Origin of the sequence: Fodinibius sp. Rm-B-1B1-1 (assembly GCF_038594945.1) — a bacterium.
GTDB classification, from domain to species: domain Bacteria; phylum Bacteroidota; class Rhodothermia; order Balneolales; family Balneolaceae; genus Fodinibius; species Fodinibius alkaliphilus.
The window spans coordinates 156,567-181,545 of the sequence record NZ_JBCFYD010000002.1 but is presented as its reverse complement, the minus strand read 5'-3'; the positions used below and the strand labels follow the sequence as shown (position 1 = coordinate 181,545).

22 protein-coding genes are annotated in these 24,979 nt (G+C 42.0%); 13 read left to right on the top strand and 9 right to left on the bottom strand.

The window, feature by feature from the left end; translation table 11 throughout:
- Position 1 precedes the first annotated feature (1 nt).
- Genes thrA through AAFH98_RS08135 form a run of 4 tightly spaced genes read right to left on the bottom strand, consistent with a single transcriptional unit; the run spans position 2 to position 4,887 of the window.
- Complete coding sequence (thrA, locus tag AAFH98_RS08150) at positions 2–2,476, bottom strand: bifunctional aspartate kinase/homoserine dehydrogenase I (protein ID WP_342522207.1); 2,475 nt, start codon at positions 2,474–2,476, stop codon at positions 2–4.
- 45 nt (positions 2,477–2,521) lie between these two features.
- Positions 2,522–3,277 carry a 2,3,4,5-tetrahydropyridine-2,6-dicarboxylate N-succinyltransferase gene (locus tag AAFH98_RS08145; protein WP_342522206.1) on the bottom strand — a complete coding sequence of 252 codons (756 nt, stop codon included), beginning with the start codon at positions 3,275–3,277 and terminating at the stop codon, positions 2,522–2,524.
- A 51-nt stretch (positions 3,278–3,328) separates the two neighbouring features.
- Positions 3,329–4,213, bottom strand: a complete 885-nt coding sequence (gene dapA / locus AAFH98_RS08140) for a 4-hydroxy-tetrahydrodipicolinate synthase (RefSeq protein WP_342522205.1) — start codon at positions 4,211–4,213, stop codon at positions 3,329–3,331.
- Positions 4,210–4,887: a dihydrodipicolinate reductase C-terminal domain-containing protein gene (locus AAFH98_RS08135; protein WP_342522204.1), complete on the bottom strand. Its 678-nt coding sequence runs from the start codon at positions 4,885–4,887 to the stop codon at positions 4,210–4,212. Before AAFH98_RS08135 ends, dapA begins: the two co-directional genes overlap by 4 nt.
- A 131-nt stretch (positions 4,888–5,018) precedes the next feature.
- Between AAFH98_RS08135 and AAFH98_RS08130 the strand changes: the two genes are divergently transcribed.
- The 5 genes from AAFH98_RS08130 (at position 5,019) to AAFH98_RS08110 (ending at position 9,063) form a co-directional block, all read left to right on the top strand.
- Positions 5,019–6,272 carry a DUF819 family protein gene (locus AAFH98_RS08130; protein ID WP_342522203.1) on the top strand — a complete coding sequence of 418 codons (1,254 nt, stop codon included), beginning with the start codon at positions 5,019–5,021 and terminating at the stop codon, positions 6,270–6,272.
- A gap of 155 nt (positions 6,273–6,427) precedes the next feature.
- Positions 6,428–7,618: a serine hydrolase gene (locus AAFH98_RS08125; RefSeq protein ID WP_342522202.1), complete on the top strand. Its 1,191-nt coding sequence runs from the start codon at positions 6,428–6,430 to the stop codon at positions 7,616–7,618.
- Between the two features lie 43 nt (positions 7,619–7,661).
- A complete protein-coding gene (locus AAFH98_RS08120) occupies positions 7,662–7,826 on the top strand; it encodes a hypothetical protein (RefSeq protein WP_342522201.1) in 165 nt (54 codons plus the stop codon).
- Between the two features lie 20 nt (positions 7,827–7,846).
- Positions 7,847–8,329, top strand: coding sequence for a hypothetical protein (locus AAFH98_RS08115; protein ID WP_342522200.1), 483 nt, complete (start codon positions 7,847–7,849; stop codon positions 8,327–8,329).
- A 5-nt stretch (positions 8,330–8,334) separates the two neighbouring features.
- Positions 8,335–9,063: an SAM-dependent methyltransferase gene (locus tag AAFH98_RS08110; RefSeq protein WP_342522199.1), complete on the top strand. Its 729-nt coding sequence runs from the start codon at positions 8,335–8,337 to the stop codon at positions 9,061–9,063.
- Positions 9,064–9,203: 140 nt separating this feature from the next.
- Here the strand turns inward: AAFH98_RS08110 and AAFH98_RS08105 are convergent, their stop codons facing one another.
- The 4 genes from AAFH98_RS08105 to AAFH98_RS08090 form a co-directional block, all read right to left on the bottom strand.
- The gene (locus AAFH98_RS08105; protein ID WP_342522198.1) at positions 9,204–9,581 is read right to left on the bottom strand and encodes an ankyrin repeat domain-containing protein; all 378 of its coding nucleotides are present in this window, start codon (positions 9,579–9,581) and stop codon (positions 9,204–9,206) included.
- Between the two features lie 154 nt (positions 9,582–9,735).
- A complete protein-coding gene (locus AAFH98_RS08100) occupies positions 9,736–11,370 on the bottom strand; it encodes a dipeptidyl-peptidase 3 family protein (RefSeq protein ID WP_342522197.1) in 1,635 nt (544 codons plus the stop codon).
- 36 nt (positions 11,371–11,406) lie between these two features.
- Positions 11,407–12,384, bottom strand: coding sequence for a mechanosensitive ion channel family protein (locus AAFH98_RS08095; RefSeq protein WP_342522196.1), 978 nt, complete (start codon positions 12,382–12,384; stop codon positions 11,407–11,409).
- Between the two features lie 4 nt (positions 12,385–12,388).
- Complete coding sequence (locus tag AAFH98_RS08090; protein ID WP_342522195.1) at positions 12,389–15,328, bottom strand: hypothetical protein; 2,940 nt, start codon at positions 15,326–15,328, stop codon at positions 12,389–12,391.
- A 160-nt stretch (positions 15,329–15,488) separates the two neighbouring features.
- Here AAFH98_RS08090 and AAFH98_RS08085 point away from each other — a divergent pair, with 160 nt between their 5' ends.
- From AAFH98_RS08085 to AAFH98_RS08070, 4 genes are read left to right on the top strand one after another with little or no spacing between them, the layout of a single operon-like run.
- Positions 15,489–16,769: an N-acetylmuramoyl-L-alanine amidase family protein gene (locus AAFH98_RS08085; RefSeq protein WP_342522194.1), complete on the top strand. Its 1,281-nt coding sequence runs from the start codon at positions 15,489–15,491 to the stop codon at positions 16,767–16,769.
- Between the two features lie 12 nt (positions 16,770–16,781).
- Positions 16,782–17,444 (top strand): uridine kinase, encoded by a 663-nt coding sequence (gene udk / locus AAFH98_RS08080; RefSeq protein WP_407935501.1) that lies wholly within the window; start codon positions 16,782–16,784, stop codon positions 17,442–17,444.
- Between the two features lie 58 nt (positions 17,445–17,502).
- Entirely contained in the window at positions 17,503–18,222 is a 720-nt protein-coding gene (locus AAFH98_RS08075) for an SDR family oxidoreductase (RefSeq protein WP_342522192.1), read from the top strand.
- Entirely contained in the window at positions 18,219–18,575 is a 357-nt protein-coding gene (locus AAFH98_RS08070; protein WP_342522191.1) for a DUF4296 domain-containing protein, read from the top strand. Before AAFH98_RS08075 ends, AAFH98_RS08070 begins: the two co-directional genes overlap by 4 nt.
- 1 nt (position 18,576) lies before the next feature.
- On the opposite strand, the gene AAFH98_RS08065 is transcribed toward AAFH98_RS08070, so the two are convergent.
- Positions 18,577–20,502: a RecQ family ATP-dependent DNA helicase gene (locus tag AAFH98_RS08065; RefSeq protein WP_342522190.1), complete on the bottom strand. Its 1,926-nt coding sequence runs from the start codon at positions 20,500–20,502 to the stop codon at positions 18,577–18,579.
- Positions 20,503–21,004: 502 nt separating this feature from the next.
- Between AAFH98_RS08065 and AAFH98_RS08060 the strand changes: the two genes are divergently transcribed.
- From AAFH98_RS08060 to AAFH98_RS08045, 4 genes are read left to right on the top strand one after another with little or no spacing between them, the layout of a single operon-like run.
- Positions 21,005–21,673: a GNAT family N-acetyltransferase gene (locus AAFH98_RS08060; RefSeq protein ID WP_342522189.1), complete on the top strand. Its 669-nt coding sequence runs from the start codon at positions 21,005–21,007 to the stop codon at positions 21,671–21,673.
- A 6-nt stretch (positions 21,674–21,679) separates the two neighbouring features.
- A complete protein-coding gene (gene argG / locus AAFH98_RS08055) occupies positions 21,680–22,876 on the top strand; it encodes an argininosuccinate synthase (RefSeq protein ID WP_342522188.1) in 1,197 nt (398 codons plus the stop codon).
- Positions 22,869–23,846, top strand: a complete 978-nt coding sequence (gene argC, locus AAFH98_RS08050) for an N-acetyl-gamma-glutamyl-phosphate reductase (RefSeq protein ID WP_342522187.1) — start codon at positions 22,869–22,871, stop codon at positions 23,844–23,846. The genes argG and argC overlap by 8 nt, the downstream gene beginning before the upstream one ends.
- Position 23,847: 1 nt before the next feature.
- Positions 23,848–24,978 carry an aspartate aminotransferase family protein gene (locus AAFH98_RS08045; RefSeq protein ID WP_342522186.1) on the top strand — a complete coding sequence of 377 codons (1,131 nt, stop codon included), beginning with the start codon at positions 23,848–23,850 and terminating at the stop codon, positions 24,976–24,978.
- Position 24,979 lies beyond the last annotated feature (1 nt).

The window sequence follows — 24,979 nt, the reverse complement described above, 5'->3', positions numbered from 1 at the left end:
CTCAAATCTCCTCCCTAAATGAAGGGGCATTACTAATGCGAAGAATATCGGCAATGATGCCGCTCGCTGTAACATCTGCTCCTGCCCCCGGACCTTTTACAACAATGGGACTATCTTGATAATGCCGCGTTTTAAATGCCACGATATTGTCACTACCGTCAAGTCCATAAAAGGGGTGTTCAGGGCCTATTTTTTCTAACTGTACGGTAGCTTTCTCATCTTCATACCGTGCTATATAACAAAGCTTTTTATTATCCGAAGCAGCCTCTTTAAAGAGTTTTGCAAATTCATCATCATGTTCTTCAAGAATATTAAAAAACTCTTCTACAGTATTAACGTCACGCGCTCCTTCAGGTACCAAGTTTTGGATATCAATATTATTAAATTCGAGCTTCATTCCTGCCTCACGCGTTAATATCAATAACTTTCGTCCCACATCTTGCCCATTAAGGTCTTCCCGTGGATCTGGTTCCGTAAATCCTTTCTCACGGGCCGATCGCACCACTTCACTAAAAGAAGTACTGCCATCAAACGTATTAAAGATATAGCTAAGTGTACCCGAAAGTACCCCTTCGATTCGTATGACATCATCACCAGTTAGCACCTGCTCTTTGAGCGTAGCCACAACCGGCAATCCTGCCCCCACATTGGTTTCATAGAGATACGCTACATTATGTTTGAAGGCCAATCGCTGCAGCTTTTCGTAAGTGGCAAGGGAACTGGAGTTGGCCTTTTTATTCGCCGTCACGATCGAAATATTTGACTCCAGTACATCCGAGTAAGAAGAAGCAATTGCATCACTGGCTGTACAATCAATAAAAATACTGTTCGAAAGATTAAGCTCAGACATTTGATCAATAAAATGATTGATGTCAACCGCTTCACCTTCTGACATCATCTGTTTTTTCCAACTATCAATTGAGATTCCTTCATCATCAATGAGAAATTTTTTACTGTTGGATACGCCCGTCAACTTTAATTCAAGATGGTAGTCATCCAGCAATTTTTGAGCCTGCTTCTGGATTAAATCCAACAACTTGCCACCAATTAATCCAACGCCTACTAAAAAAAGGTTAACCGTTTTTACATTCGCAATAAAAAAGGCATCATGCAGCGTATTCAGAGTTTTGGTCTCATTTTTGCGATCCACTACAATCGAGATATTGCGCTCCGAAGATCCCTGAGCAATGGCTACTACGTTAATCCCATTTGCTCCCAACGCCTGAAATACGCGTCCTGAGATACCAGGCTTACGACGCATATTATCGCTGACAACCGCTACAATTGACAGGTCGTGCTCTACCTTTACGTTATCAATAATATCATCCCGGAGCTCATATTTGAATTCCTTCTCAATCGCATTCTGGGCAATTTTTGTCTGTGAAGGAAGCACTGCCAGACTTATGGTATGTTCGGATGAAGCCTGGGTAATCAAAATAATATTAACCCCGGCATCAGCCAACGCTCCAAACAGACGCGCCGAAATTCCGGTAACCCCAATCATACCACTCCCCTTAACGGTCAGCAGTGTAATATTATCGATCGAGGAAATACCTTTTATTATCGATTCTCCCGGAATGGACTGATTACTGATGCGTGTCCCCTCCTCTTCGGGTTTGAACGTATTTTTAATAAGGATAGGAATGTTCTCCTTCATAGCCGGTTGTAATGCCGGCGGGTAAATAATCTGCGCGCCAAAATGCGAAAGCTCCATCGCTTCTTCATAAGAAAGATGGGGGATTACAAAATAGCGTTTCACCTTTCCAGGATCAGCGGTCATAATGCCCTCAATATCAGTCCACAGCTCAATAGTTTGGGCTTCGAGTGCCGCACTGATTAACGAGGCAGTATAATCCGATCCCCCACGTCCCAAAGTTGTAGACTCCCCGCTCGACGTTGAAGCGACAAAGCCGGTAACTATCTGTATAGAATCAGGGTCTGCCTCTGAAAAATAGTCTCGAATCTTTTTGTAGGTTTCATCAAACTGTACTCTTGCAGAGCCAAAATCACGATTAGTTTCAATAATTTTTCGGGCATCCAGATAGTCAGCTGAAATTCCTGCATCAGATAAAAACTGGCTAATGATGTATGCTGAAAATCGTTCTCCGAATCCTACTACAAAGTCACGAGTGCGATCAGTCAATTCACGAGTCAACGAAACCCCATGCAGTACATCGTCAAGCTCGTTAAACATCATTTTGAACTGCGCCAGCGTATGACTTTGATTTTGAATGCTGACCAGCTCTTTGATGGTATTGTTGTGGCGCTTCTCCAGATCAGTTAACGTTTGAAGATATGCGTCATCTCCTTTTGAAGCCTTTGCCACCGCATCTTCTAAAGCATCAGTAACTCCTTCAAAAGCAGAAACCACCACAGCCACGTGGTGGTCTTTTTTCTTTTCAGAAATGATATCTGCAACCTGCCTTATAGCAGCGGTCGTTCCCACAGAGGAACCACCGAATTTTAATATGCGCATAAGCCCTTTTTAAATATGAATAAATGAAATCTAACGTTGATCTAATTAACGAAGTGCATCCTCAAGTTCAAGAGAAGCATCGCTGTCAGCATCGCGGTATTTTACGATCAGCGGACATGCAACATTTAGTCCCTGTTCTTGTGCCCAGTCACCGCTCATAGGTCGCGTTCCCGGCACAACCACTGCACGCTCAGGAATATCAGCACCTTTGCCAAGCACTTTTTCGTTTACGCAATCATAAACAGGAATAGACTTAGAAAGCGTAACGCCCGGCGCAATAACGGCTCCTTTTTTCACGAGAATACCTTCCACAATGACGGACCCTGCCCCAATAAAACAATCGTCTTCAATCACCACAGGTGACAACCCAACGGGCTCGAGCACACCACCAAGCTGCACACCGGCAGACAAATGTACATTTTTGCCAACCTGGGCACATGATCCTACTAAAGCGTGGCTATCGATCATTGAACCTTCATCTACATATCCACCTACATTTACATAAGCAGGAGGCATGATAATCACATTTTCTGCCACATATGCTCCTCGGCGAACTGATGACCCACCCGGAACTAAGCGCACGTTTTCATCAGCTGAAAACCGACGTGGAGGCAAGTTGTGCTTGTCCACAAAACCGTCATAAATACCGGAATATTCCGTATTTTCTCCCGCTGAAAATGAAGCTAAAATAGCTTCCTTAACTTCTTTATTTGCTTCCCACCGGTCACCCTTGGGTTCAGCAGCACGTACTTCGCCAGCTTCCAGTTTATCTAAAATTTCTTCCCAATTATTGTCACTCATCGTTAGTAATTATTTGAATTAATTTTAAAAATTGTTCGAATCTGAATCTCTTCAACTATTTTCTTTGTGCCAGCGTTGGATCATATTATCCGCATTTTTTAGAATGCTGATATCCTCCAAATCTTTTTCAGTCAGCGGGGGATGCAAGGTTGAATTTTCGATCCACCCTTTTTCATGCAACAGCACTTTTGCCGGAACCGGATTCGGTCCACGAAACAGTGCATCCGTACATTCTTGCCATAATGGTAGTAAGTCCGGCCCACGACCGTCTAAACACCAATCCACATACTTATGGGTCGGCTTTGGCCACACGTTTGATGCCACCGAAACAAGTCCATCACAACCCGCCATCGCAAAAAATGGAAGTAATCCATCATCACCGCTATAAAACGCAATATCTTTAGCCGTTTTACGATAGTTCTGATAATCATCAATACTTCCACTGGCTTCTTTAACAGCCTTAAAATTCGGGTGGTCAGCCAGATCTTTAAGCACCAACGGACTCATCTTACTACCCGTTCGTGAAGGAACATTATAAAGCATACATTCTTTATCGGCCGCATCCAACAATGCTTTAAACCACTCCACCTGTCCCTTAGGGCCGGGTTTGGCATATAGGGGCGTCACCAGTAAAAATGAATCTACATCAAACTGGTGGCAATACTCAATCCATTCGATCTGATTCCGGAGGTTAAATCCCCCAACCCCTACCATAATGGGAGCATCAACATTCAGGCTCGAAGCTGTTTTAACAACTTCCTTTTTATCCTCTAAAGGTAGCGCCAATCCTTCGCCAGTACTCCCCAAAACAAGAACCCCATTGCCAGCATCATCCTGCTTATGGATTAGCGAGGCCAAATCATCCAAATGGAGATCCCCATTTTCTTTCATCGGGGTGACTAATGCGGTATAAAGTTTTGTGTCTGTAATACTCATAATTGTTGTTGCATTACGTTATCAAAAATTGTTGAAAGATCGTGAAAACCTGGTTCAATATCGTTTAAAACAAGTTGTTCGGCGGCCCATACAGCACCTTGGGCAAAAATCTTTCGGTCATGTGCCTGGTGTTTCAGGTGGATAGATTCCGTTTCCGTTTTTACTTCCAGTTGATGAATCCCTTTAATATCACCTTTTCGTTCCGAAGTAATTTTAGCATCCTGCCCCAGCCACTGTTCCCACGAGATAGCTGTTCCGCTGGGTGCATCTTGCTTATGTATATGGTGAATCTCGTGAATATTAAATTTTGGATGATCAAGCACCGAGGAACTTTGTCCAATAATATTCAAACAGCGGCGCACAATATTCATCCCCAAACTAAAATTGGAAGCTTGTAGCCATGCCAGCTTTCTTGCTTTAAGACGCTCATCCAGATCCGACGGCCACTCATAACCTGTGGTTCCCCAAGCAGCCGGAATACCGGCCTCCATTAACGGCTCGATCAACTCATCGGCCGCTGCACCAGGGACAAACAAAATTGCGGCGTCAGCTTGTTTAAGCTTTTCAATCGTGGGTTTATTTGTCGAATCGAACGGACCTACGATTTGATCCTCATCTAACACTTCTACAACTTTTCCACCAGTTTTTCCAGTGCCTATAACAGCAAATTTCATCTATCAATCGTTTAAATTCAGCGCAATAGTGTTGGATAAGTATAACCTTTTGGAAATCTATTTTCATCCATTTGCGGATATCCCCAAATATAATGTAGATTCAGGCCTAATAAATTTAAAAAACACTGTCTATGTTCACCTTATTTGCGACCCCCGTTTTTACTAATGATGCTGTTGTATTAGGAATTCTTTTGTTAATACTTGCTGCAATTTTCATTACCTCAAACAGCGACAACCCGAAGTGGCAAAAATTTTATACGTTCGTTCCCTCGCTGCTGCTCTGCTATTTTATTCCGTCTATTTTTAATTCCTTGGGGTTGATATCGGGTGAAGAATCGAACCTTTATTTTGTAGCTTCTCGGTACCTTTTACCCGCAAGTTTGGTCTTATTGACGCTCAGCATCGACTTTAAAGGAATCATTAATCTGGGTCCAAAAGCCGTTATCATGTTTTTAGCTGGAACGGTTGGTATTATGATTGGCGGCCCATTGGCTCTTATCACGGTTAGTTATTTTGCCCCAGAGATGACTGCCGGCGCAGGTCCCGAAGCGCTCTGGCGTGGGCTTTCTACCGTAGCTGGCAGCTGGATTGGTGGCGGTGCAAATCAAACAGCTATGTTCGAAGTATTTGATCCCAGTGCTGATTTATTTTCTGCTATGGTGACAGTCGATATTATTGTCGCAAATATCTGGTTAGCGTTCTTACTTTATGGTGCGGGAATTTCGGAGAAAATTGATGCATGGTTTAAGGCCGATGCTTCTCCTATTACCGAACTCCGCAAAAAAATTGAAGACTATAAGGCAAGTGTTGCTAAAATTCCCACCCTCGCAGATATCACCACGATCGTCGCCGTTGGTTTTGTAATTACCGCCATTGGACATTTGGGTGCCGATGGTATTGCTCCATGGATTGGCGAAAATTTTCCACAGCTCAGTGATTTAAGCTTGGATTCTGAATTCTTCTGGATTATCGTTATTGCTACTACCGGTGGACTTGCCCTTTCATTCACAAAAGCTCGTGAGCTTGAAGGAGCAGGTGCATCCAAGATTGGGAGTTTATTCCTATATATCCTGGTCGCCACTATTGGGATGAAAATGAATGTACTCGCTATTTTTGAAAATCCGGGATTCTTTCTAATTGGCTTGCTCTGGATTATTATCCACGTAGTGATTCTCTTTATTACTGCTAAAATTATCAATGCGCCATTCTTTTTTGTTGCGGTTGGAAGTCAGGCAAACGTGGGTGGTGCCGCTTCAGCACCTATTGTAGCTTCGGCGTTTCATCCAGCCCTGGCCCCTGTTGGTGTACTACTTGCGGTATTGGGATATGCCGTTGGAACCTATGCGGCCTATGCCTGTGCTATTATGATGCAGTTTGTGAGCTGACAGATGTGAAACATAAATGGGCAGACGTTTAATAAATTGAAATCACTTTCGTCTGCCGTTTCACTTCTCACTTTTGTCCAAATTACTTACTGATTAAAAGGGGCAATTTTTCTATCTTGGCAGGTCACTTTATAATAGCTTTTCAATACACCTGCATGCGCATCCTCAAATTTATTGGCGTTTTTCTCGGCACATTGCTGGCTGTCTTTTTACTTGTTTTCGGATTTAATCTGGACGCCCTCAAAACGCTTTATGATAACAGCGGAGACTTACAGGAAGGTCAAGAATGGGTATCTAAAGCAACTTCGCTCAAAGGACTTACCCAATATATTGGTTCCAATCCACAGCACACAGCTATTGTATCACAGTCGGTCACCAATCCCGATACGACCATTAATTATGGTGGAAAGAAATTGCACACCATGGGTACGCTTTCTAATTTTTTTCTGATTACCACCTATGCCCAACTTCTCGAGGAAGAACAATTAGATCCTAATCAAACCATCGCCTGGGATTCGGTTGACCGCTACCAGCTCCCCTTTATAGATGCGTCGCACCACGATAATGCTAAACAGGCGCTACAATCCCATACCATAAACGGACAAGTGCCATTAGACAAACTTGTTGAAACGGCTATCATTTATAATGATTTGGCAATTTCGGATTATCTGTATTTTGCATTAGGAAGTGATGCTATAGCGAAAACTATGCAAAAATTAGAACTATCATCTACCGATTTTCCGCTCCCCTTTTCAGGATTGTATATTACGCTGCATCCCTCATTGCATGACAAAGAGTTTGAGGCACACTTTGAAGATTTAACCAATCTATCAAAAAACGAATTTCGAGCGAAAGTATTAGATAACGCACAGCAATATATTTTTAATGAAGATTTTCACGAACGGGTTCGTAAGGCGTTTAATGATCATAATGGATTAGGAATAGGTTTTACTGAACGACGTAATTTGCTACAACTATTTCCAAAATCGAGTGCTCAAGAATTATCTCGGCTAATGCTTCAACTTGAGCAAGATAAGTTGATCTCCCCAGGAGTTTCTCGGCATGTTAAAGACCTAATGGATTGGCCCTATGCCGAACAGGGATTAAATAATGATTTTAAATACTATGGGGCCATTTATGATAATCGGCTCGGCCTTCTTAACGGAATCGACTATGGTGCTTCTGTATATTCAGAAGAACCGTTTGGACAGGCCGTATTTTTTGATTCCCTGCAAGTAGCCTTTTGGTTTCACATGAGCAGCAATTTTATGCATCAAGATTACCAACAACGGTTAATGTGGGATCCTGCGCTACGTGATGCTACACTACAAGAAATCAACAAATAGTATTACCTTTATTCGAAGCAACCCATCACAAAACACAAAAACTATGGCAACATCAGGAAAAGTAAATGAAACCGTTCGCGGAGGAATTACATTGGGATCTGCTCTTGCTGTAACCATCTCATGGTCGGTCAATAAATCAATCGTATGGGCTATTATACATGGATTGTTTAGTTGGTTCTACGTGATTTATTACGCCATTGCATACTAATTTTTAGTTCTTCATCAACAATGAACAAATACAAATACCTCTATTTCACTTGGTTGATTCCAGCTGCTTTCCTATTTCTTGTAATTCATCAGGCTGTAGTCTATTACGGGGTCACCAATACCTATGAAAACGGAACCAGTTATACAGCTGAAATCGTCGATTTTGATCTCAAACAAATTGCCGCTCAAACCAATGGCTATATTGTGCTTCGATTCACAACTCATGATGGCCAGGAAATTCAGCGCCAACTTTCGCTCCCCGTAGAAATGGCTGGTGAACTACAAGAAATACGGGTAGTGCCCGTCCGCTATCAAGCCGATACTATACAAGAAATTGTACTGATGCCAACCATTGACACCCAAAAGAGTTTAATTTGGACGAATGCTTTAATGGCCGGTGTCGCTTTACTGATCACGTTTTTTATTGGATTGGCTGCCCACCGTTTTGCAAATAAAAAACTCAATGAATCTGACGAACAATTTATCCTCGAACGCATAGATTAAACTTTATGAGTTCATCCGATTTAAAGAAAGGCACTCTTTACCTCATCCCCAATACGCTTGGCAAAACACCAGAAAATAATACTATTCCCGAGTATGTGTTGAATATCATCCGAAAACTTGATGTGCTCATTGTTGAAAATGTGCAAACAGCAGCACGATATCTACAGTGGGTTGGGGATACTGTACCTGAGTATGAAATTGAATTTCTTCTGCTCAATAAAAAAACGCCCGTTCATGAGATAACTTCGTTCTTAAATCCTCTTAAAAAGGGAAAAGATGCGGGAATACTATCAGAGGCGGGATGTCCAGTAGTAGCTGACCCCGGATCAGAGTTGATAAAAATGGCGCATGATCAATCTATCACGGTAGAACCATTAGTCGGGCCCTCTTCAATCTTGCTTGCCTTAATGGGGTCGGGCTTTAATGGACAGCAGTTTACCTTTCACGGCTACCTGCCGATTGATCAAAACAAACGACAAGGGGCTATTCAAAAATTAGAACAGCAATCCAAAGAAAGTGGCGGAACGCAAATTTTTATGGAAGCCCCCCATCGCAATGATGAGGTAGTCGAGGATGTTGTTCGGTATTGCAATCCGAATACTCGTTTTTGTACGGCTACTAATTTAACTCTGCCTGGTGAGCGTATTGTATCAAAAAAGATATCAGCGTGGAGGAAAAGTACAGGTGATTCAATCCATAAAGAGCCAACGATATTTTTGTTATATGCTTCTTGAAATAGCTTGCCCGGTTATGATACAATCCGCAGCAGAGTTACGGATTGAGATAATAAATGTATTGATTGAATCCACTCAATAAAAAAGCCTGTCCCAAAAACTGGAACAGGCTTTCAAAGCTGTTATTAATATTAGATACACTAAGCGCCGGCTTCTTCCAACATTTGAACAATACTGTCATAATGATGAGAACTGGCCTGATCTTTAGCTGACCAACCGCGATCATCTACAACCACAACATCACTATGATGCTGAATAAGCAGTTGGACAATATTATCGTACCCATTACTTGAGGCCCAATACAAGGCACTGGTTCCACGATTATCACGAATATTGACATCGGCTCCATGTTCGAGCAGATATTGTACTACATCCAAATGACCATGTTTCGCTGCTTTCATTAATGCCGTGCGGTTATGCTCATCGCTGGTATTAACGTTAGCGCCATCCTTCAAATGCTTTTTTACCGCTTCTAAATCTCCCGTTTCTGATGCTTCAAGAAAGGCGTTTTCTTCCATATTTCAACCTCCTTATTTAGGATTAAAGGTGGGTCTGTAAAAGCATGGTAATTGTTTGGTAGATGATAGTCAACCCTGAACACTAATTGATGCCTCAAAATAAAAAAGGAGGCATCCCTGCCCCCCTTCAATTAGTACAATACTAATTCAATGTCTATTCCAACCCGAGCACATCAACACCCTGTTCAAATGTTACATCTACCGGGATTGATTGCTCTGAAAGGCGATCCAGCGATTCCTGAAGCTGATCACCAATTTGTCCGTATTCTTCAATAAATTTTACTACGCCTTCATAATCCCCATTACCTTGCAGGGTGAGAATTTTTTCAGAAAGTGAATTAGTTGCTTCGGCCATTTTATCAAAATTCACGCGATAGGTTTGCGTATCGTCATCGTAGGTAAAAGCCCCCTGTTCTTTAAAATAATTAAACCGAATCAGATTTGCTTTGCCGTGCGCGCTGGACGAACCAAAGCGGATTGATCGAAAGATACTGGCCATAAACGTAACATAATTGTTATCAATAACTCCTTCATCAATCATATTATCGTTGCGAAGCTCCGAAACCATATACAGCCCTAACACATCGGCCTTACCCTCTTCAAGCGCTGATGCATGTTCCTTAAGTGCTTCTCGCACTGTACTTTCCCCATCGATAGTATTTTTGATTCCCAAACCGTGGGCCACCTCGTGGAACATCGTATTGCCAAAGAAGGCATCAAACGTTAGGTACTGCCGCTGATCTTCAGCAATTAACACATCAGAAATGGGTAACAAAATTTTATCGTATTTAGCGCGCATAGCATTTTTTAGCTGCAGGCGACGGGTCCCCTTTTCAAGCTGTACTTCCTCATCATTGGGTAGATTTATGGCGATAGTTTTTGATCCCGCATTTGCATCCCCTGCATAATAAACAGCATCATAAGCATTAAGATCAGAATCACGTCCAGGTTTTTCCTGCTTGTACTCTTCGGCAACCGGTAGGCCTTCCTGAAGTTCGGGAAGCACTTCTGCATATTTCGATAAACGGCTGCTCCACTCCTTGTCTTTAATTAGTACAAACGTTTCGTGAGCAGCTTTGTATCCAAATAACTGATCTTCATACGTTTCAATAGGTCCTATAACAACTTCGATCGTATTATTTTTCATATCCAGCCACGCCCTATCACTTTCTTGGTATTCGTCTGTGCGTAAAGCCTCAGCCCGCAAATTCAGATATTTTTTAAATCCTTCATCGTCGGCAAGTTCGGCTGCTTCTTCTAATTTATTAGCCGCCCGCTGATGTTGCTCGGCAAAAGCCTCGTGATAGGGAACCGTAACCAGCCCACCAGTAGAATTACGACGGACCAATGTATATAGATCATCTTTATCATCTGCATCCCAATTTTCAAATTCTTCCTTGGTCATATCTCGAGGATAAAAATTGGCTCCCGCAGGTTTTTCCCCAACGTCTTCAAGAAAGGGCTCGTTGCCATTCAACCGATCCCAGGGACCATAATTTATTCGGGCAAAGCGCTGTTCCTTTTCAGTCGTATTAGCCAACAATGTTTCCTTATTGCCATAAGATTGCTCCCAAAATACCTGATCCATCTCATCGCCCGCATCAATAAGAAGCTTGATAATTTCTTTCTGATTATCACTCAGAGAGGAAACATCCGCTTCTAATGTAAACTCCGTATACTGATTTAACCGGTCATCAATCGACATTATATTCTTCCCATCATCAAACTGACATCCTGAAAAAATAAATCCAACTACTACAGTTGTTAATAGCGCTATTGTATATTTCATAATTTTAAATGTAATGTTTGTTTTAGCTAATAAAGGTCAATTCAACTTCTGTTTGGGTAGCATCTTCCGTCTTTTCAGCTCTTCTAAAATAAGCTCCGTCATATCACTTTTAAAAGGAAACTCATAGCGTATATCTAACACATATGCTTTAACCCGAAGCTTAAGTACAAAATTTTCTTCATGAACTTCATTAAGAGCAATGATTGTGATAGGCTTTTTTAAATAAACATATCGCGACGAAACGGCTGCTCGATATGCAATACGCTTAACCTTATCAACATCAATATCCATAGGTAGAAAAATTTCGGCGACTACCAGACAATCTAATGCACTGGAATTGGCATTGGATACCGCTCTATTCATTAGCTCACTGTTGGGAATCGTGACAATAGAATCATCAGGCGTTACAATACGGCTTGATCGCAACCCAATGGATAAAACTTCGCCATAATGTTCGGCAACTTCGATTTTATCGCCTACCTGAAAAGGACGATCCATAATGATTATAAATCCACCGAATATATTTTTAAGGATATCCTGAGCCGCAAAACCAACGGCAATACCGATGGATGCCAGTACCGTAATGATGGTGCTTAATGGTGGTTCAATGATACCCGCAATGATGATGTAGATAGCAACAGACCAAATTATCAACCGAATAACAGGTACCAATCGCTTAATACCTAAACGGTAACTGGTAAATTGCTCCGACAAGTTATCGAGGATGAGTACAATAAATCGATTGATAAAATAGGTAACAATCAATGCTATAATAATAGCAATGATCACCCCCGTAGAAATGAGGTTTTCGAACTTTGCCAGCGGATCTTCCTCTTGGATAGCAGCAGTATCACCTTCTACCTTGGCTTGTGTGGTATCGATCTGTACCGGCCCAATAATAATAGTAGTATCGGGTTGCTGCGCTACAGTATCCTGCACAACCGATAAGCTGGTATGAACCCCACCTAAGACAAAAACCGTAATCAATCCCAATATGCTAAAAAACTTCCCCATACTATTACCCCAAATGAATTATATTCCGTTCTTTCAGCACGCGGACAATTTGTCGGTACATCAAATGATTGATGGTACTACTTCCTTCTTTATCCACAAGCATGCCTCGTGATCGCAAACGGTTTATTAACAGCCTGCTTTCCTCAATCGTATTATCCATGATCATTGCCAGTTCAGTGTCAGACAGCGTATCATGCAATACAAATGCCTCCAATGTAAATAAGACCTGTGGATTTAAGTCTTCAATCATCTCCACTGATGTGATCTCGAGAGGTTTTATATAAAAGTTTGTTTCATCAAATTCTCGTATCGAGCGAATCCAAAAAATCATAGCAATAGAAGGATTACCTTCAGCCAATTTTGTCAATTCTTCAAAATATTCCTCCTTTAAATAGGTTTGCACTTCCTCTTCACTGTCCTTCAATTTCCTGTAGGTCCGCGACTGTAAGACTTGTTCATCGGGTTCAAAATACAATGAGTATCCACTGGCTTGGTGCCTGTTTAAAATAACTTGCTCAAGTTGATCAGCAGTCAACGAATCACTTTTACTGACATGGGAAAAGTACTCACTTAACTGCATCACCTTATCCAAAAATGACCACGCATAACGCGAACAACTAACGACCCAAAAGAGGTTATCTCGGGTTTCACTGATTAGATACATAAGTTTTTCAATGGCCTTAAAACCGTTGATATCTCGAACAAAACAGTTTTGAACGGATTCCAAAACAATAACTGACCGTTGATTCTTTTCTTTGATCTCAGCTATAAGCTCCTCAACAGACTCTGCATGCTCTACTTGTAACACAGATATAACCTTATCAACTAACTGCTGCTCATCCCATATTGTTTTATTAAACTCCAATATTTGAGGTTCTGATTGGCTGAACTCTGTTTCTATCATCAGCTTTAAAAAAGAAGATTTTCCACTCCCCTTCTCTCCCACCACTGCGAAATTCGTCGAAAATTCATTCTGCCATTGCTCATACGCTTTTTTAAAAAGCACAACCGAATCATTGGCAGGCTCAAAAAAACGTTTGTCGGCCAGTGATTTAAAATCAAACAAGCGCCGATAAATATACGGCAAACCCTTCATCTGTTTGTCTGTCTCAGAAAGATAAGTAGCAATATCGGCACGCCTTGATTCCTGAACCCCGCTTTTTTTAAACCCCAATAATGACTTTACACTATCTGCATAACCTTTGCCTTTTTTCCACAAAAATCGGCTCCACAACATCAGCTGATCCTCTGCCCGGGCCCAGCGAGAATCTAATATCGTTTTCCAATCTTTCGTTTTTTCCTTGACCGTATATTTCGCATTCAACACCTGCAGCTGCTTCGAATCTCCCTTGTGTAGCAAATCCAACAACGAGACAAAAAACTGCTTGTTACCTCCTCGAAGTGCTCCCTCTATCTGTTGCCACTTTTCATCAGCACTTTGATTTAATTCTTCAACCTTCGCTAAGATTCGCTGCAATGCTTCGCGCACTACCTTAGTAGGATCTTCCTGCTCCTCTACATCCTCATCATCTACTGTTAATGCAGATTCAAGGTTCACAGAAATAATATTATTAATCTCCTGAATCTCTTCTATATTTTGTGCGATAAACTGCTCGTACTGCTGTTCATCAGGCTGTAAAGAACGCATAAACAGTTCCCGAAACGCCCGAATAACGAGTTGCCGCCAGGCAACTTTCTCCTGATTTACCGTGGGTGGATTTGTATCCAAACCAGAACCAAAAACGAGTTGGGCATCCTCGGATGATTGCCCTACCATCAGCAATAAATCTTCAAAAAAGTGTTCCACTTTTCCCGATAAAATGCGTTTTTCATGCAGCTTTTCTAAGGGAGCCAAAAGCTTTAGCTCAACAAACTCTTCCAGTTTTTCTTTTAGTGATCGAACTTCAACAAGTGAATCTTCCTCACCAACCGTTTGGATGCTCTTCTCGATATGCTGATAAAATTCACTGAGTGGTTTATTTAGTGCTTCCTTAAAATGGGTTTCCAGGGTTGATCTAAATTCAGCGATCTCCCCTTCCATCTCATTCTGTAAGCTCAAAAAATGAGCCACATCTCGAGTACGTTCCAGATATAACTGTTCTACATCCAACCACTGTTTCCGATTGGCTTTAAACTGATCGAGCAAATTGTGACGAGTTTCTTGCAGCTGCTCATTAGTAAAAACAGCACTGCTCTTCTCAATCGTGTCTACCTTTTCAATAACCTCCTCAATATGTGATTGCTGAGCATCCAGATCTTCTTCTATTTGCTGCAAAAGAATTTTCTTTTTCTCTCCCAGCTTCTCTTTTTGATCCGATACAAACCCCAATAAATCGGGCTGGGTATTTCCATCGTTTTGCACCAGCAGTTCCTCAATGTCCCGAACAATTTCCAGCTGTACTCGTTCAATATCATGCTCCCATTCGAGCACTTGCCCACCCTGTAACAACAAACACTTTATTGCATTTTCTAATGGAACCTGTTGTTCCCATTTTGGATACGGCTTCTTTTCTCTACCTATGAGTCCCCTGAAAAATTGACCACTATTATGAAGAAATTTTAAAAGGCCATATGTAATTTGCTTTCCCTTTTTTCCGATCATGATAGCCACAGCATCCCCATCTTGCTTAGCAAAACGCTGTGTCTTTTGCTGCCACACAACCTCGTCCGGAAATGAGCCCCCCACCTTATCAACAGCAGACAAATACTTATTTATGAGTAAAGGAGCATCTAACTTCAATAACGAGTTTTCAATATTTGTTAAAAGGCTTTGCAATCCCTGCTGCAACAACTCCCCATCAGCATACTTCCGGTCAACAGCTGAAAAATATCTCAGCAGTTGCTCATAAACTTCAAAACGGTGTTCAATATATGAGGCAATACCAGTAAGAAGCTCGTCTTTTATACCCTGTTGCAGCCTATTCCTAAATTCTTGACGCTTCAATACAGATCGGTTTATTTATTTGTTTTGTCTTAATTTGATCAAAAAATGATGAAATACAAATTAATACTCATCCGTTAACCACTGCTATTCATAGGATAATCTCTTTTTATTCTTGACTAAATATTAATTAATTTCGATCAAAATATTCTTCACTATCCCAATGCATTGTAAGGTGATCAATCCCATTCTGAAATACGCGCATAAAACTGCCAACTATAGATTCTTTCGGGCACTATTGGTCACAGTTCTTTTTCTAACTTTCTCCCTCCCCTTTTCTCTCCAGGCCCAAGAGAATACGCTACAAAAATTAACGACTGCAGAACGTAGCGACGGCAAAGGACAAGTTATACGATTTCATTTAGCCCAGGCAGTAGATTCGTTCCAGGTTTATCAACCTGATCCAGATCTAATACAATTGACGCTGTATCAAGAAAATATTGATACAGCAGATATCAACCTACCTAACATTTCTTCCGCTTTTGATGAAATTAGTTTCTACGATATTCCCGCAGGTATCGGCGTTGACATCTATATTACCGAAGGAAAATTCTATGACGGGAAAGCCTATCATGATGGTAACAGTAATGATTTACTTCTGGGACTCACTGAAACAGAGAAATCAGAACTCGAATATTTAACCAAAGATACTGAACCCATTATATGGTCGAGCTTTACGATCACTGAACAAAATTTATTGGAAGGAAATGGGAATACCCCCTCCGAAAACAGCGACTACAATCAAACAAGAGATAAAATGAAGTTTGATGTGGTCGTTATTGATGCGGGTCATGGCGGTCATGATCCCGGCTCTATTGGATATCGAAATGTTCAGGAGAAAAATATCGTGCTCGAAATTGCCAAGAAAGTAGGTGGTTATATCAATGAATATATGCCAGAGGTTGAAGTCGTGTATACCCGCGACTCTGATGAGTTTATTGAGCTTGAAGAACGCGGCAGTATTGCCAATGATGCCGAAGGGGATCTTTTTATCTCCATTCACTGTAACTCACATACTACTCGTCAACCCAATGGCACCGAACTCTACTTTTTGGGACTGGAACGCAGTGAGTCAGCCCTGGAAGTTATGAAACGAGAAAATAAAGTAGTGCGCGCTAACAACGATATTGAACAGCGCGAGCTTAGCCAGGAAGAATTACTGGTATATGAACTGGCCAACAGCAGCTATATTACAGCCAGTGAGCAAATTGCCGGAATGATGGAATACCAATTTGATGAGCGAGCCCAACGCCATTCTCGTGGCGTTAAACAAGGACGCTTTGTCGTACTTTATCATGCTTCGATGCCGGCTGTGCTCGTTGAAACAGGCTTTATCAGCAACCCAAGCGAAGCACGATACCTTACCTCTGATCGGGGGCAATCGTATATAGCCTCAGCAATTTTCAGGGCTATCAGGAATTATAAAGAATCAAACGGAAATTAATAATATTAAATCATATCCATATTGAAACCTCTTATCATAGGTGTTGCAGGAGGCAGCGGTTCAGGAAAAACAACAGTTGTTGAACACATTGTTAATGCCATTGGGGAAAATGACATCTTGCTGATTCAGCACGATTCATATTACCGCGACTTGAAACATTTGTCGTTCGAAGAGCGAAATAAGCAAAATTTTGACCATCCCTCTTCGCTCGAAACCGAATTGATGATCCGACACATTGAAGCTCTCAAAGAAGGGTATCAGGTTGAGATCCCCATTTACGATTTCAGCAAGCATATCCGCAAAGAGGAAACCCGCTTAGCAGAACCAAAAAAGATTATACTGGTTGACGGGATTCTCATTTTTACCGAAAAAGAGCTGCGCGAATTGATGGACATCAAACTATATGTGGATACTGATGATGATATCCGTCTTTTGCGTCGCATTCAACGCGATATTGTAGAACGTGACCGCGAACTTGAGCACGTACTCTCCCAATACCAAAAACACGTGCGACCTATGCACCTTGAATTTGTGGAACCTACCAAAAGATACGCCGATATTATCATCCCACACGGCGGCGAAAACAAGGTAGCACTGGATATGGTCAACGCCTTAATACAGGATCGATTAAACAATTATACAGAAGAAATAAAAAACGAGTCGAAGTCGGAATGAAACCAGTTATAGATTTGCTTTAGCAGGTACATTCTAATTAATTGAGTGACTTAAATTTATGGATATACATTCCAAAACAGCCATTGTTACGGGAGCCAGCAGTGGCATCGGTATCGCTTTCAGTGAAGCTTTGATAAATAATGGAGCTACGGTGTATGGACTGGCACGAAGCACCGATAAATTACAACGCGTGCAACAAGAGCTGGGCGATCAATTTATTCCTATTACAATGGATATTACCGACCACGATGCCATCGAAAAATGGGTTTCTGAGACTTTTGATAATTCGACTGCTCCCGATATTCTTATTAACAACGCCGGACTGGGACGTTTTGCTGATGTCGATGAACTACCCTTGGATGAGTGGGAAGCAATGGTACAGACCAACTTATCCGGCACTTTTTATATGACGCGTCAATTTGTCCCTTTAATGAAGGCTAAAGACGCTACCTGTCATATTATTAATATCGCGTCGATCGCCGGAAAAATTGGCAATCCTAAAATGACGGGCTATAATGCATCCAAGTTTGGAGTCCGTGGATTTAGTGAAGCCCTCTTCAAGGAAGTCCGATACGATGGCATAAAGGTAACCTGTTTTTACCCCGGCTCTATTGCAACCAGCTTTTTTGGGGATAAAGATATTGATACTCACTCCAATATGATGCAGCCCGATGAAGTCGCCCAGGTATTAGTTAATGTGCTGGAAACTCCAGATAACTTCCTGATCAATGATATTACCATGCGTCCCCTGAACCCTAAATCACCAGACGACTCATGAAATGGCTGCTTCCTCTTATTTTTTTGGGGATGTTCTTGTCGGTTAGCTGTTCAAGTGATCATCCTCCGAAACCAAAATCTTTATTGGAAGAGGATACCTATATTGATTTAATGATTGAACTCCAACTGGTACGTTCTTACGGAGAAACAAATTCCCTGGACAGCCTTCTGGTCGACTCACTTACCCAAGAAGTATTTCAGAAATATCAAACCACTGACTCCACTTTTGTTCGCAGCCATCGCTATTACGAGCAGTTTCCCGAACAACAACTTCAACGCATTGATGCAGCAATTGAACAACTAAAAATGGATCAGGTTGCCGATACCACCCAACAGGATTCAATTCCGGGATAAACTATTTCTTCCAGGAATATTTCTCCCCCTTATTTACCAATATTTTTTCTCTCTCTAAATAGCTTATCACGTGTTTAGTACGTTCCTTTGTCCAACCTAACTGACTAATTATTTCTTGAAACGACAAAGGATTATCAGCTAAAAGCCTTTTCAACGTCAAAATTTCTTCTTCCTCAATAGCCCCCTGTAATCTCTCATCCTTCAAACAATTATCGCAATGCCCACAAGCCTGAACATCTTCTTCCCCAAAATAATGGCGGATATACTTTTCCCGGCATCCATCAGTTTCTATGTATCCTGTCATATAATCTAACTTCTTGAGTAGATTATCGCGATGCTTTTCCAACTCCTCGGTACTTAGTGTCAACGTAGATTGACGCTCCGCATTTAATATTATCAAGGGCAATTCTCCAATCAATTCATACTTTAAAATATGATCTCGGTCCTGCAGTACTTGCATCCCTTTTTTTACAGCATTTGGTGACATTCCTAACTTCCGCTTGATGTAATCGAACTCCAGGTATTTCATTTTTCCAAATGCTTCTCCACCAAATTGACGAAATAGAACGTCCAAAAACTCCGCCTTTTGTTGGTTCTCTAACGTATTAATTTGATCGTGAACATAATCCTGGTTAGCAATAAAATGTACCCCCACTTGTGGACTGATATGCTCAACAACCTCCACAATCTCTAATTGATTGAGCACATCAAGAGCTGTGCGGACTTTCCGTTTGTCCAATCCCGACCGTTTTTCAAGCGCCTGTACCGACACCTCTTGACGTTCTTCCATCTCCGACCCAACCGCTAAATTTAAGTGATCGCACAATGCATCATACACTTTTTGCAGCTGATCTTTACCGGGATACGAATCCTTTATTCGTTTTTTTGCAATAATCGCATCGGCAGGTTTAAACAGAAGCATAGGAAAACTCTCTTCCCCATCCCGCCCGGCACGTCCGGCCTCTTGGTAATATGATTCCAACGAATATGGCATCTCGTAATGAATCACATACCGACAGTCTGCTTTATCGATACCCATACCAAACGCATTCGTAGCTACCACCAATGGAATCGTACCCTCAATCCATTCCTGCTGAATTTGTTGTCGCTGGGCAGAATCAACTCCCGCATGATAAGCCTTCGTTTGCACACCCAGCTTCTGTTCTATCTTTTGGGATAATGCCTCACAGTTCCGTCGCGTCCCCCCATAAATCAATCCCGATCCTTTGGGAGCCGCCCTTTGCACTGCTTGCAGTAGCTTTTTCTCCTTCTTTTCGGTTGCAATAACCCACCACTTTAAATTTGGCCGTTCAAATCCTTTTGAAACTATAACCGGATCTTCTAACTCCAAATTCTTTTGAATATCATCCCGAACTTCCGGAGTAGCTGTGGCCGTCAGGGCAACCCATGTAACGTCATCGGCAATATCTTCTAACGCCGGACGGATTTCACGATAGCTCGGCCGGAAATCGTGCCCCCATTCCGAGATACAGTGTGCCTCATCAATAGCAATAACATCGATATCCAGCTTCGGCATCTCTGCTTCCCAAAGTGGTGTTTTCAATCGTTCAGGAGAACAATAGAGCAAATCATACATCCCATTACGGGCATTGGCAAACCGCTGTTCAATTTCCCACGACGAAATTGTACTGTTCACAAACGTAGCAGAAATACCACGGCTATTAAGCTGCTCTACCTGATCCTGCATCAAGGCTACCAGCGGAGAAATAACAATCGTCACTCCATCCAGCACCGTAGCCGGCACTTGGTAACACAATGATTTTCCCCCGCCCGTAGGAAAAAGCACCATCGTATTTTTTCCATCCAATACCGATTGAATCACTTTATCTTGGCCCGGCCGAAAGGATGGAAAGCCCCAATGTTTTTTTAGGGATTCCTGTGCCTTTTCAAAAAGATTATTATTCATAAACTTTAATTGCTAAATATTGCCAATCTTTCGCATTCGCACATTATAGAACAATAAATCCCCATTATAGTAATTTTTTGCTCACAATTTTACCTGGGACATATACCTACCTAAACCATCCGGTTATGGCTAACATTAATCTCATTATTCAATGTTATATAAGGATTTAGCGACATAAATAAATTCCCGAATCGCACCTATAAAATGCAGAAATTATAACAGAAACAATATCTATTTGTTTTTTTCTCTAAAGACCATAGTTTAATGGGCAATGAAATTAAACGGAACAAATATCGTACTTTTTAGCGACAGTCCATCTGTTGCAGGCCCATCTATGTTCCGGATTTCTGTACGGCGACGGCCCTTTCGGGCTTAACAACAACCTTCCTATCGGAGGGTACACCATTTAGTATCACTCCGAACGACCCTATCACTTTTATCACCAAATATTTTCACCCAGCGGATAACTTTATCGCTGATAGATTTCAACCATCGCCGTACGATGAATATTACAATCACCGTAGCCAACACAGAGCATCTTTCTTTTGCAGAAACAATTTGTGACCTCATGGAAGAAGCCGCAAAAAAACGCGGTACAGGCATTGCAAAACGTGCTCCCGAATATATCCAAGATAAAATAAATGAAGGAAAAGCGGTTATTGCTGTTGATGAACAAAATAATCAGCTGGCCGGCTTTTGCTACATCGAAAATTGGGATCACAACAAATATATCGCCAATTCGGGACTCATTGTGCATCCGCACTACCGCAAACTCGGGCTCGGCAGAAAAATCAAGGAACGCATTTTCCAATTATCTCGCGAAAAATACCCCAATGCCAAGATATTCGGTATAACCACCAGTATGGCCGTAATGAAAATCAATTCCGATATGGGGTATCGTCCAGTCACTTTCTCTGAGCTGACCCAAGACGAAGAATTTTGGCAAGGCTGCCAGAGTTGTCCTAACTACGATATTTTGACCAGTGAAGATCGTAAAGATTGCTTGTGCACCGGCATGCTATACGATCCCCAAAAAGAGAAAAATAAACCTAAAAACCAGAGTGAGTCTGAACAAAAGGCCAAGCGCTGGGAACAGTTCAAGCGCTTTGTACGCCTGCATAAAATCAATATCAAACGCAAAACGAAATCAATTTTCAATTTTAAAAAGTAATCTCCAATGAGCTCAAAGAAAAAAATTGTACTGGCATTCAGCGGAGGACTCGATACCTCATACTGTGTGCCTTATCTCAAGCAAACTTATGATGGGAAAATTCATACAGTTCTTGTTAATACGGGTGGATTTTCGGATGAAGAATTATCGCAAACTAAAACACATGCATATAACCTGGGGGCCGACTCCCACCAAACACTCGATCAAACCGAAGAATTTTACTGGAAAGTGATTAAATATCTGATCTTCGGGAACGTACTGAAAAACGACACTTATCCCCTTTCAGTGAGTTCTGAACGTGTTTTCCAAGCGGTAGCCATCGCCAAATACGCCCAAGAAATTGGCACCGATGCCATCGCACACGGCAGCACGGGTGCTGGTAACGATCAAGTGCGATTCGACTTGGTGTTCAACGTCATAGCTCCCAACATGGAGATTATTACTCCCATTCGTGATCAGCAACTATCGCGACAAGAAGAAGTGGATTTTTTACAACAAAATGGATTCGACTTCGACTGGGCGGAATCCAAATATTCGATCAACAAAGGGCTATGGGGCACGAGTGTAGGCGGAGCCGAAACACTAACTTCCGACCAACCATTGCCCGACGAAGCATGGCCAAGTCAGCTCGAAAAAAAGAAACCACAATCTATAGAAGTTAAGTTTGAACAAGGCGAACCGGTTGGGCTGAATGACCAAACACTTACTCCTGTCGAACTCATTCAAACAGTAGATGAACTGGCATCAAAATATGCAATCGGACGTGATATTCACGTCGGTGATACCATTATTGGTATTAAAGGTCGCGTAGGATTTGAAGCCGCCGCTCCCATGATTCTGATAAACGCCCACAAGCATCTTGAAAAACACGTGCTCACCAAATGGCAAATTCATTGGAAAGATCAGCTTGCTGATTGGTATGGCATGATGTTGCACGAGGGACAGTATCTGGATCCGGTGATGCGAAATATAGAAGGTTTTCTATCTGATACCCAGTCGAATGTAACCGGTAAAGTTAAATTGCAGCTTCACCCCTATCGCTTTGAAATCGAAGGTGTTTCTTCACCCAACGATTTAATGAACGCCAAATTTGGCGACTATGGCGAAATGAACAAAGCCTGGAGCGGTCAGGACGTCAAAGGTTTTGCCAAAATATTGTCCAATCAAATAAATATCCACCAATCGGTAAACAGTTATGATTAACGTAGGAATTGTAGGTGGATCGGGTTACACCGCCGGCGAACTCATTCGCCTGCTGCTCGTCCATCCCAAAACAAAAATTGATTTTGTATTCAGTACGAGCCGCGCCGGTAAGCCGGTTACGTCGGTTCACCAAGATCTCCTGGGAGATACAAATCTCGAATTTAGCTCAGAGATAAATCCTAATGTTGATGTGCTTTTTCTCTGTACGGGACATGGAAATTCTACAAAAATTCTGCAGGATTTCACCGTATCCCCAGGCACTAAAATCATCGATTTGAGTCGGGATTTCAGGCTCGCTGACAACAATTCGTTTGGAAATCGTAAATTCATTTATGGACTTCCCGAACTTCAAAAATCAGCAATTTCAGATGCTGATAATATAGCCAATCCCGGCTGTTTTGCGACTGCCATCCAACTGGCGCTGCTGCCGGCGGCACACATATCCGCCTTGGAAAATGGGATCCACATTCATGGTATAACCGGATCAACGGGCGCGGGAAGTTCATTGCGAGACACCACTCATTTTAGCTGGCGCGATAATAACGTATCGATTTACAAAGCACTTGATCACCAACATGTGGGCGAAGTAACACAGAGTTTGACACAGCTTTTCCCGGATTACAATTCGGAACTTAATTTTGTGCCTGTCCGAGGTAATTTTTCCCGGGGCATTTTTATATCCGCATACACCGAAAGCGACCTGTCACTGGAGCAAGCACAATCGTTGTACGAAGAATTCTACGCGGATGCACCGTTTGTTCATCTCAGTGAAGAACCGCTCCACCTGAAACAAGTGGTAAACACTAATAAATGCCTACTCCATCTTCAGAAAGAAAATGGCAAACTGTTGGTCACCTGCATCATCGATAACCTGCTTAAAGGGGCATCGGGGCAGGCACTGCAAAATATGAATCTGATGTTTAAACTCGACGAAAAAACTGCACTTCAACTCAAAGCTACGCACTTCTAACATGGAAATTTTCGACGTATATCCCCTTTTAAATCTTGAACCCGTAAAAGCGCAGGGCAATTATGTATTCTGCAATGATGGGGAAAAATATCTCGATTTCTACGGCGGACACGCAGTAATCTCGATTGGCCATTCGCATTCGCATTTCGTAAACAAAATTACTAAGCAGCTGAACGGTCTCGGATTTTATTCGAATTCAGTTCAAAATCCCTTGCAAAAAAAGTTAGCAAAGAAACTTGGCAAACTTTCAGGATATGATGACTACCAGCTTTTCCTCTGCAATTCGGGAGCCGAATCTGTGGAAAATGCCCTTAAAATGGCCTCCTTCCATACCGGGAAATCGAAAGTCGTATCCTTCAAAAAAGCCTTTCATGGACGCACTACGACCGCTTTAAGCGTAACGGACAAAGAAGAATATACTGCTCCGATTAACGAAGGCGGTGAAGTAATTTTCCTGAAGATGAACAACTTTGAAAAACTGCAATCTGAAATCAACGGCGGGGATGTCTGCGCTGTTGTGCTGGAACCAATACAGGGCATCGGCGGTATTCGCCTGTTTGAAGATTCTTTTTTAAAGCAAGTTCGCCAGCTCTGTAACAAGCACAACGTGGTTCTGATTTGCGACGAAATTCAATCGGGATTTGGTCGCACAGGCAAGTTCTTTGCCCATCAGCATGCCGGCATCGAACCCGATATTATTACTGTGGCAAAAGGCATGGGCAACGGATTCCCCGTCGCCGGCACGATATTGAGTCCAGATTTTAAGGCCAAACACGGCAGACTCGGCTCAACGTTTGGAGGAAATCATTTGGCTTGTGCCGCATCAATAGCGGTACTTGAAGTACTCGAAAACGAGCAGATGATCTGTAATGCTGCAACAATCGGAGCGAAATTAATAAATGACTTATCAAAACTGCCGGAAGTTAAGGAAGTACGAGGACGCGGACTCATGATCGGTATAGAATTTCCGTTCGAAATCAAAGAAATACGCCAGCAACTCATCAACCAAGAACAAGTTATTACTGGTGTTTCTTCGAATCCTAATGTCTTACGGCTCCTCCCACCGTTGGGAATCCACAACCAAGAAATCGATCAATTCATGAATGCTATAAAAAACGTTTTAAACCAGTAAC